Below are 10,123 nucleotides of genomic sequence, written 5' to 3'. Positions count from 1 at the left end.
AATTTCTCAATTAATTTGTAAGTCGTTCTAAAGCAGTAGCATAAACTACTTAACCTAAATTTTTTGTGTGGATAACTTATTTTTAACCTTAAATTAATATTCGCCAAAGACCCCTCTTAAACAATCTGCTATTTCGCCCAAAGTGGCGTATTCTTCTACTGCTAGGAGGATAAATGGCATTAAATTCTTATCAGTTTTGGCGGCTTCTCGGAGCCTGTTTAGTGCCTGATTCACCGCATCATTATTTCGCTCTGCTTTAAGGCGGTTTAATTTCTCAGTTTGGATGGTTCTAATTGATTCGTCGATGGATAAAGTGTCTGTGATTCCTTCCTCCTTTTGAGTGAATTTATTAACCCCAACACTAATCCTTTCTCCAGACTCTATTTCCTTTTGGTATTGGTATGCTGCATTTGCGATTTCCTGTTGGATGTATCCATTTTCAATTGCATTTACCGAGCCACCCATGGCATCAATTTTTTCGATATATGTTTGTGCTGCCTCTTCAATTTCGTCGGTAAGCGCTTCAATAAAGTAGGAACCCGCAAGAGGATCTACGGTGTCTGTAACACCACTCTCAAAAGCAATAACCTGTTGGGTGCGCAGAGCGATTTTAGCGGCCGCTTCAGTTGGCAAGGAGAGCGCTTCATCATATCCATTGGTATGCAATGATTGAGTTCCGCCAAGTACGGCAGCCATAGCCTGATTGGTCACTCTAATCACATTGTTAAGCGGTTGCTGGGCAGTTAAGGTAGAGCCTCCAGTTTGAGTATGGAAACGCAGCATCATGGCCTTCTCATCAGTTGCACCCAAAGTTTTAGTGATCTTAGCCCACATCCTCCTGGCCGCTCTAAATTTTGCTATCTCTTCAAAGAAGTTGTTATGGCAATTAAAGAAAAACGAAAGTCGCTTCGCAAAAATATTGATGTCTAGTCCCTTTTCTAATGCCGCATTTAAATAAGCTTTACCGTTAGCTAGAGTAAATGCCAATTCCTGTACCCCGGTTGATCCGGCCTCACGGATGTGGTATCCCGAAATAGAAATGGTATTCCATTTTGGGACTTCCTTGCTGCAAAATTCAAAAATATCGGTTATAATACGCATCGATTGTTTGGGAGGATAAATATAAGTTCCCCTAGCAGCATATTCCTTTAAAATATCATTTTGGATTGTTCCGGATATCTCTTTCAGATCAGCACCTTGTTTTTTTGCCAAGGCGATATACATGGCCAATAAAATCGATGCTGTGGCATTGATTGTCATAGAGGTAGTGATCTTATTCAGTTCAATCCCGTCAAAAAGAATTTCGATATCCTTTAACGAATCGATGGCTACACCTACTTTTCCCACTTCGCCTTCCGACATTTCATGATCAGAGTCATATCCGATCTGGGTAGGCAGATCAAAGGCCACAGATAAGCCCATCGTTCCCTGAGCCAACAAATAATGATATCTTTTATTTGATTCTTCTGCAGTAGAAAATCCTGCGTATTGCCTCATCGTCCATAACCTACCGCGATACATATCAGGCTGGATGCCCCTTGTAAACGGGAACTTTCCCGGCATTTCTACCGATGGTTTTGCTATGGTGTATACAGGCTTAATTTCGATTCCTGATGTGGTTATGTGTTTTTTATCAGTCATATACCTAAGAGTTATAATGTTGGAAGGTTGGTCCCAATAGCTACCGGGAGTATAAGGTTAAATAGACTACAGACTAATGACTTTCGACTTAGAACTAAATCAGAACATCTTCTGAATATCCGTTTTAAGTTGGTTAATGGTAAGCTCGTAAGGATTATCAGCAATCCCACTCATGTGCTGTAATATTCTTTTACTTAAATCCACTCCTGTCGCGTTTTCTGGAAGGTTTTGAACAACGTTATTTACCATCGCAATAGTATCATCTTTAAGCTTACGAACTACCGTCCAACTTGTAGAATCAATGTAAAGCTGTTGGGTAATATTGTGCTGATATTCTGATTTGATTTCATCTAAAATTAATGCTTGAAGTGCCGAAAGTCCAATTCCCTGTTGGTGTAGACGAATAAGGAGGTTAGATGGATTGATGCGGTCGACAAAAATGATCAACCGTTCATACGCCTGTAATTTCATGGGAAACAGTGCGTTTCTACTTTCCTTGTGATGATCTATCGTTTTAAACCTAAAATAATTCTGGATATCATTTCTTATCAAAAGATAGGCTACAAGCACGGAAACTATTCCTCCGATTGCAACCGCAGCTAAAAGGGTAAATAGGTGCGTAATGTTCATGCTTATTTTGTTTGAATACCGTAATATTAACAGGTAAGACGAACAAAAATGTACATAAATATTTATATTTGTGTTACTAATTTTAAAAACATGAGTAATACTGTAGAAACTACTTTTGCGCCTGTATCATTTACAGAGACTGCCGTTAAAGAACTTTTGAAATTAAAGGACCAACAAGAGATTACCGAAGATTTTGGTCTTCGTGTTGGTGTTGAGGGTGGAGGTTGTGCCGGGATGACCTATGTTTTGGGTTTCGATCAGAAAAAAGAGGGCGATCAAGAATTTTTTATTGATGGCATTAAGATATTTATGCATAAAGCGCATCAAATGTATTTACTGGGCATGCAAATTGATTGGCAAGACGGACTTAATTCTAGAGGTTTTACCTTTAGTAATCCAAACGCAGCAAGTTCGTGCGGTTGTGGAACGAGTTTCTCTGTTTAGTGAAACTTACGAAGTCTTAAAGACTTCGTAAGTTTAGTTTAATTGTAACATTATACAAGGTCTCGTTGTCTTAACAGCGGGACTTTTTATTTTTATCCCAAATCTTATTTTATATTGATCAAATGACCTATATCGAAAACGTAAGACTTGCATTAGAATCTATCAAGAGCAACAGGTTGCGCACAATGTTAACAGCGCTGATTATAGCACTTGGATTGATGGCATTAGTAGGTATATTAACAACAATCGATGCGGTAAAAAAAAGCATGACCGATGCTTTTTCTAGTATGGGTGCCAACTCTTTTACGATCAGAAATAGAGGTACTGGTATCAGGATTGGTGGGAGTGGCAAAAGGCCTAAACCGTTTAAATCTATCCGTTATGAGGATGCCGTTTCTTTTAAAGAAAGACTACAAGCGCCAGCAACGGTTTCTGTAAGTGTATTTGCAAGTGGTGGATCTACCGTGAAATATGGTCAGGAAAAAACCAATCCAAATACCAATATCCAGGGAATAGATGAAAATGGCTTAGCCAACATGGGTTTCGAACTACAGGAAGGAAGGAACTTTAATGCTGCCGAAAGTACAACAGGAACTAACGTTTGCATTATCGGTAGTGAGATAGCAACGACGTTGTTTAAAAAAGAATCCCCTATTGATAAGATAATTAACGCAGGCAATAATAAACTTAGGGTTATAGGCGTCCTGGTAAAAAAAGGAGGTGGTTTAGGACCAAGTACCGATAGGGCTGTTTATGTTCCTTTATATAAAGCAAAGCTGATTAATTCAAATAGTAATCCATCCTATACCATAACCGTGGCAGTAGCAAATAATGATATCATTGATAATGTTGTAGGAGAAGCCACCGCTGAATTTAGGAATATCAGAAAGGTTAAGATCAGCGAGCCAAATAATTTTGAAATAACCAAAAGTGATGCGGTTGCGCAAACCCTTATAGAAAATCTAAACATTGTAAAGTGGGCTGGGTGGGCAATTGGGATCATTACCTTACTAGGTGCTTCGATCGCCTTAATGAATATCATGTTAGTTTCTGTAACAGAACGGACCCGTGAAATTGGAATTCGAAAAGCAATTGGGGCAACGCCGACAGTAATTAGAAAACAATTCCTGATAGAAGCTATAGTTATCTGTTTAATTGGCGGATTCTTCGGGATTTTATTGGGCATCGGAATAGGCAACCTGATCTCATTTTCGATGGGAGGTACATTCATTATCCCGTGGTTGATTATTTTCTCGGGTTTTGTGGTATGCTTTGGCGTGGGTCTTGTATCTGGATATTATCCTGCTAAAAAAGCAGCTAAATTGGACCCGATAGAGGCGCTGCGGTACGAATAGCCCAGTTTACAGTTTACAATTAGCAGTTAGGTTAAACTCAACACTCAACTGCAAACCGATAACCGGTAACTGATAACTGTTTTATAATAATAAGTTATTTATTTGCGGTTGCGAAAGAATCTGTTGGAGGCGATCTAATTTAAGGCTTTCCCGTAATGCATCTGCGTGACGAAGATGGTGCATATCACTTCCCAAAAAGTCAATGCAATAATTATCCACTAATTCTTCTGCGGTTTGCTTAGCCCCTTTACCATAATATCCTGTTAAGGAAATGGTATTTAACTGCAACAAGCATCCCGTTGATCTAATTTGCTCGTAACTTTCTATCGAATTATAATAATACGGATAACGTTCGGGGTGGGCTAAAACCGGCTGATACCCCGCATCCTGCATTTTCGCAATTACTTCGAAAAGATTATGTGGCGCATTGATAAACGACAATTCGAAAAGAAGGAATTTCTTATCTCCGAACGTCATTACTTCTTTTTTTTCTATTTTACTTTCAAAGGTTTCGTCGAGATAGTATTCTGCAGCGGCATCAACCTCTAGATCGATATTGTTTTGAAGGAGACCTTCCCTCAAAATATCCAGGCCTTTTTGAATTGTTGCTGGTGTATTGCGGAAATAATCGGCCATGACGTGGGGGGTAGCGATTAATTTTTTATACCCTAATTCATGGAAACGTTTAGCCAAAAGCAAAGAGTTTTCTAGATTCTTAGCGCCATCATCAATTCCCGGAATAATATGCGAGTGCATATCGGTTCTGATCGTTGAAAAATTAAATTCAGGTTCTTTCTTCTTTTTTAGCCAGTCGAACAAAATTACCTCCCTTTATATTGATTATCGTAGTATGCCTGATAATTACCCGAAGTTACATTATTTAGCCATTCCTCGTTTTCTAAGTACCAATCTACGGTTTTTTCAAGTCCTTCTTCAAATTGTAAGCTTGGAACCCAGTTTAGCTCCTGTTGTAATTTAGTAGAATCTATGGCATAACGCAAGTCGTGTCCCGCTCTATCGGTTACAAAAGTGATTAACGCTTCTGAAGCTCCAGCTGATCTGTTTAATTTTTTATCCATAATTCTGCACAACAAATGGATAAGATCTATATTCTTCCATTCGTTATGTCCACCAATATTATAGGTCTCGCCAGTTTTTGCCTGATGAAAAATAACGTCAATAGCTCTTGCATGGTCTTCAACCCACAACCAATCCCGAACATTTTCACCCTTGCCATATACAGGTACAGGTTTGTTATTTTTAATATTATTAATAGCTAGGGGGATTAGTTTTTCAGGGAAATGATGCGATCCGTAATTATTAGAGCAATTAGAGATTACGACATTTAATCCATACGTATCATGGTAGGCCCTTACAAAGTGATCAGAACTTGCCTTTGAGGCCGAATAAGGGCTATGAGGATCATAAGCAGTGCTTTCTGTGAACATCCCTGTTTCGCCAAGCGCACCATAGACTTCGTCAGTAGAGACATGGTAAAAACGTTTGTTTTCGTAATCGCCCCTCCAATATTCCCTTGCTGCGTTTAATAAATTTACCGTACCAATCACGTTTGTCATCACAAATGCACTAGGGTCTGCAATAGACCTATCTACATGGGATTCGGCTGCAAGATGAATTACAGCATCAAATCCTTCTTCCTTAAATAAGTCGTTAATAACAGACGAATCCGTTATGTCTGCTTTAACAAAGCGATAATTACTTTTGTTTTCAACATCCGTAAGATTGGTCAAATTCCCAGCATAGGTAAGGGCATCAAGATTTACAATTTCATATTGTGGGTATACTGAAACAAATCTTCGCACTACATGCGAACCTATAAAGCCGGCACCACCAGTAATTAATAATTTCTTCATATTAAACGTGTTCGGGCAAAGTTAACCGCTCTGCAACTGCGGCCATGTTGCTCTTATATATCTTTAGTAATAATTTATTCATTTCAACCTTTAGATCATACTGAAGGTCTTCGTGTAATTTATCGAATTTACGCAAGGTAATTATAGTAGATTTTACAAAATAGTTTGCAAAGAGCTGTTCATAATCCTTATAAGACGAAAAAATACCTGATTTAAATTGTGTGATCGTGTTATTAAACAGAAATATTCTCAATTCCACATCCTCAAAATTGGCCTTAGTAACTCTAAGGTTGTGATTCACCAATTTAGCTAATTTCCGCAAATTGGATAAAACTTCTTTTGCATTTAATTTTCTTTGTGCCATCAAATGCTTCGTTACCATTGTTATTTCTTCTTTAATGTTTGCTACCCTATCCCTTAAATTACTTTCGTCTTCGAGCAATAAAAAATGTAGATGTTCTGTAAGTACCTTATCCTTTGCCACCAGCCGCAGTAAAAGCTTGTCTTTTTCTTTTGGGGGCAACGCTAAAATTTCTTTTTTAAGTTCTTTTTGTTCACTTAATTTCATTAGCCTATGTTTATTTCAAACGTAAATGAGCTGTCATAAGCATATTCCTCTTCAATTAGTTGAATGGTAGTCAAGATTAAAATGGATTGTTCTTTAAATATTTCTCCCAATTCCATGCCGAACTCATCATTGCTTGGATATCCAATTCTGCTTTCCAACCCAATATATTATTTGAGCGCGTCACATCGCCAAATGTTTTTTCAATATCTCCTTCTCTTCTGGCTCCTATCAAGTATTTTAATTTCTCTCCGGTCGATTGTTCAAAAGCATCAATAATTTCTAAAACGGAAGATCCCTTTCCCGTTCCTACATTAAATACCTCATAATTGTTATCGTTTTCAGTTTCTAATCTTCTGATGGCTGCTACATGTGCTTTCGCTAGATCAACAACGTGGATATAATCCCTAATCGCCGTGCCATCTGGGGTATTATAATCATTCCCATAAACTGTAATTGGCCCTCTTTTGCCAATGGCAGATTGGGTAATAAAAGGAACCAAATTCTGTGGCACACCTATTGGAAGTTCACCAATCAATGCACTTTCATGGGCACCAACCGGGTTGAAATACCTTAATGTAATTACTTTTAATTTAGGGTTTACCGCACAGGTTTCTTGTAGAATTTCTTCAGCGATTTGCTTGGTATTGCCATATGGCGATTCGGCTTTTTTTGTTGGCGATAACTCTGTAACGGGCAATTGATCGGGTTGACCATATACTGTACAAGAAGAGGAAAAAACAAATTTTGTGGCCGTGTTAAAAGCGGTTAGAACATTAATAAGAGAGTAAAAATTATTACGATAATATTTTAAGGGTTCTTGAACGGATTCTCCAACTGCCTTAAATGCCGCAAAGTGAATTACGCCCCAAATATCATTGTGTTTTGCCACAAATGAATTGACCGCATCACTATTACAGAGATCTAATTTTTCAAATAAGGGCTTTTTACCTGAAATTAGTTCGATCTGTGTTAAAATCTTTGGATCTGAATTAGAGAAATCATCAACGATAACAACCTCATAGCCCGCATTAAAAAGTTCAACCGCTGTATGTGATCCAATATATCCCGTACCCCCCGTTACTAGTATTTTTTTCATCGTTATATTTCTAAAGAAAACGAATTTCTTCCCAAGAAATTTCTTTAAACAAAAAGAAATTCTTCGGTATTTGCAGACCCTATCGGCTATTATGGAAGCATAGGCCTATGCTAGATTCATTACTTGTTATATGTATTAAAGTTTTTATGCTCCTTATTTATTAATGCCTCCTTTGGCAATGATTTGAAATACTCGTAGGTGATCTTTAGTCCTTCTGCCCTATTTACTTTGGGCTCCCAATTTAGTAGCGCTCTGGCTTTTGTAATATCAGGGCGGCGTTGCTTAGGATCGTCGGTGGGGAGTTCTGTGCAGATTATTTTCTGACTTGTACCCGTTAATTTAATGATTTCTTCAGCAAAATCCATCATCGTTATTTCATCTGGATTGCCAATATTAACCGGTTGGGCATAATCACTAAATAATAGGCGGTAAATACCTTCAATCAAATCGTCGACATAGCAAAAGGATCTAGTCTGACTTCCATCACCAAAAACGGTTAAGTCTTCTCCCCTCAAGGCTTGGCCGATAAAGGCAGGCAATACCCTACCATCATTTAACCTCATTCTTGGTCCGTAGGTATTAAAGATCCGCACGATCCGGGTTTCTAACCCATGAAATGTATGATAGGCCATAGTCATTGCTTCCTGAAAGCGTTTAGCTTCATCATAAACTCCTCTTGGTCCAACAGGATTAACATTGCCCCAATATTCTTCGGGTTGAGGATTAACGGTAGGATCGCCATAAACTTCGGATGTTGACGCAATTAAAAGCCGTGCTTTTTTATTCTTTGCTAAACCTAAAAGGTTATGGATTCCCAACGAACCCACCTTTAGGGTTTGAATAGGGATTTTTAAATAGTCTATCGGACTAGCGGGAGAGGCAAAATGTAGGATATAATCTAGGTTTCCAGGCACATACACAAATTTGGAAACATCATGATGATAAAATTCGAAATTCTCCAGTTTAAACAGGTGTTCGATGTTTTGTAAATCACCCGTTATTAGATTATCCATAGCCACCACCCGGAATCCCTCTTTAATAAAGCGATCGCACAAATGTGATCCCAAAAAGCCAGCAGCTCCTGTAATTAGAATACGCTTGGTCCCTACCCCAAAATCCCCTGAAGTCGACTTTAATTTATCGTTATTATTCTCTTGTTCCATCGGTAATGGGTTTAAGGTTGTGGGGTCAATAATCTACGTCCAATGCTGTTGTAATAATACCCAAGATCTATCATTTTTTGAAGGTCAAATAGGTTTCTTCCGTCAAAGATTACCTTATGGGCTAATATTTCATCCATTTTTTCGAAATCTGGATTTCTAAATACCGACCATTCTGTGGCGATTAACAGTGCATCGGCATTTTGCAAGGCGTCGTACTGATTTTCGGCAAAACTAATTTTATCCCTTACTAGGGCTTTTACATTTTCCATTGCTTCTGGATCAAAAGCAGTTACCGTAGCGCCATTTTTTATCAGTTCATCAATTATATACAATGCTGGGGCTTCCCTAATATCATCGGTTTCCGGTTTAAACGCTAAGCCCCATAAGGTAAAATGTTTGCCTTCAATATTTCCTTTGAAATAATTAAGTATTTTATCTACCATTACCGTTCTTTGCCTTTCATTTACCTGGATTACGGCTTTCAAAATCTGAAAATCATAATTATAGGCTTCTGCCGAAATTGATAATGCTTGAACATCTTTTGGAAAACATGATCCACCATAACCGATCCCAGGAAAAAGAAAACGTTTCCCGATCCGATCATCAGATCCTATTCCTTTGCGCACAGCATCCACATCCGCACCCACAATTTCGCAAAGGTTCGCGATTTCGTTCATGAACGTAATTTTCGTTGCTAGAAAAGAATTTGCCGCATACTTAGTTAGCTCAGATGAGCGTTCGTCCATAAAGAAAATCGGATTTCCCTGACGAACATAAGGCGCATATAGCTCGGCCATTAATTTTTTTGCTTTTTCGCTTGTTGTACCAATTACCACGCGATCAGGTTTCATAAAATCATCAACGGCTACGCCTTCACGCAAAAATTCTGGGTTCGAAACCACATCTATTTCGATAGTGGTATTGGCCTTGAATACCTCTGCAACCTTATCAGCCGTACCAACAGGAACCGTTGATTTATTTACGATTACTTTATAAGAAGTAACCAATTTTGAAATATCTTTTGCTGCACCTAAAATATAGGAAAGATCGGCGGCGCCATCACCACCCGGCGGAGTTGGCAGTGCCATAAAAATAATTTGAGCGTTATCCACAGCTAAGGCGAGATCTGTAGTAAAAGATAAACGGCCTTGTGCAATATTCCGATGGAATAATACATCTAATCCTGGCTCGTATATCGGTAATTCGCCAGCAATCATTTTTTTTATTTTTGCTTCATTTATGTCAACACAGATCACACTATTTCCAGTTTCTGCTAAACATGTGCCGGTAACTAGACCAACGTATCCAGTTCCTATTACAGCTATCTTCATATATTAGTTGAAGGTTTTAAA

At 38.4% G+C, this 10,123-nt stretch carries 10 protein-coding genes; 2 read left to right on the top strand and 8 right to left on the bottom strand.

Annotated elements, in window-relative coordinates:
- Positions 1-93: 93 nt before the first annotated feature.
- Complete coding sequence (locus AC6H0V_RS18305) at positions 94-1,641, bottom strand: acyl-CoA mutase large subunit family protein (protein WP_497561649.1); 1,548 nt, start codon at positions 1,639-1,641, stop codon at positions 94-96.
- Positions 1,642-1,740: 99 nt separating this feature from the next.
- Entirely contained in the window at positions 1,741-2,271 is a 531-nt protein-coding gene (locus AC6H0V_RS18300; RefSeq protein WP_497561648.1) for a DUF7935 family protein, read from the bottom strand.
- A 90-nt stretch (positions 2,272-2,361) separates the two neighbouring features.
- Between AC6H0V_RS18300 and AC6H0V_RS18295 the strand changes: the two genes are divergently transcribed.
- Complete coding sequence (locus tag AC6H0V_RS18295; RefSeq protein ID WP_497561647.1) at positions 2,362-2,715, top strand: HesB/IscA family protein; 354 nt, start codon at positions 2,362-2,364, stop codon at positions 2,713-2,715.
- A 122-nt stretch (positions 2,716-2,837) separates the two neighbouring features.
- Positions 2,838-4,070, top strand: coding sequence for an ABC transporter permease (locus tag AC6H0V_RS18290; RefSeq protein WP_497561646.1), 1,233 nt, complete (start codon positions 2,838-2,840; stop codon positions 4,068-4,070).
- An 81-nt stretch (positions 4,071-4,151) separates the two neighbouring features.
- Here AC6H0V_RS18290 and AC6H0V_RS18285 read toward each other — a convergent pair whose 3' ends face one another.
- The 6 genes from AC6H0V_RS18285 to AC6H0V_RS18260 all read right to left on the bottom strand — a co-directional run bounded on the left by AC6H0V_RS18285 (position 4,152) and on the right by AC6H0V_RS18260 (position 10,102).
- Positions 4,152-4,889 (bottom strand): tyrosine-protein phosphatase, encoded by a 738-nt coding sequence (locus tag AC6H0V_RS18285; RefSeq protein ID WP_497561645.1) that lies wholly within the window; start codon positions 4,887-4,889, stop codon positions 4,152-4,154.
- A 2-nt stretch (positions 4,890-4,891) separates the two neighbouring features.
- Positions 4,892-5,944: a dTDP-glucose 4,6-dehydratase gene (gene rfbB, locus AC6H0V_RS18280; RefSeq protein ID WP_497561644.1), complete on the bottom strand. Its 1,053-nt coding sequence runs from the start codon at positions 5,942-5,944 to the stop codon at positions 4,892-4,894.
- Position 5,945: 1 nt separating this feature from the next.
- Positions 5,946-6,512: a hypothetical protein gene (locus AC6H0V_RS18275; protein ID WP_497561643.1), complete on the bottom strand. Its 567-nt coding sequence runs from the start codon at positions 6,510-6,512 to the stop codon at positions 5,946-5,948.
- A 76-nt stretch (positions 6,513-6,588) separates the two neighbouring features.
- A complete protein-coding gene (gene galE / locus AC6H0V_RS18270) occupies positions 6,589-7,608 on the bottom strand; it encodes a UDP-glucose 4-epimerase GalE (RefSeq protein ID WP_497561642.1) in 1,020 nt (339 codons plus the stop codon).
- A 119-nt stretch (positions 7,609-7,727) separates the two neighbouring features.
- Positions 7,728-8,771, bottom strand: coding sequence for a UDP-glucuronic acid decarboxylase family protein (locus AC6H0V_RS18265; protein WP_497561641.1), 1,044 nt, complete (start codon positions 8,769-8,771; stop codon positions 7,728-7,730).
- Between the two features lie 11 nt (positions 8,772-8,782).
- Positions 8,783-10,102: a UDP-glucose dehydrogenase family protein gene (locus tag AC6H0V_RS18260; RefSeq protein WP_497561640.1), complete on the bottom strand. Its 1,320-nt coding sequence runs from the start codon at positions 10,100-10,102 to the stop codon at positions 8,783-8,785.
- Between the last annotated feature and the right edge of the window lie 21 nt (positions 10,103-10,123).

The sequence above is a fragment of the Pedobacter sp. NO84 genome, from assembly GCF_059703915.1.
The sequence above is the reverse complement of the archived record's forward strand: the minus strand, read 5'-3'. Positions and strand labels throughout refer to the sequence as shown.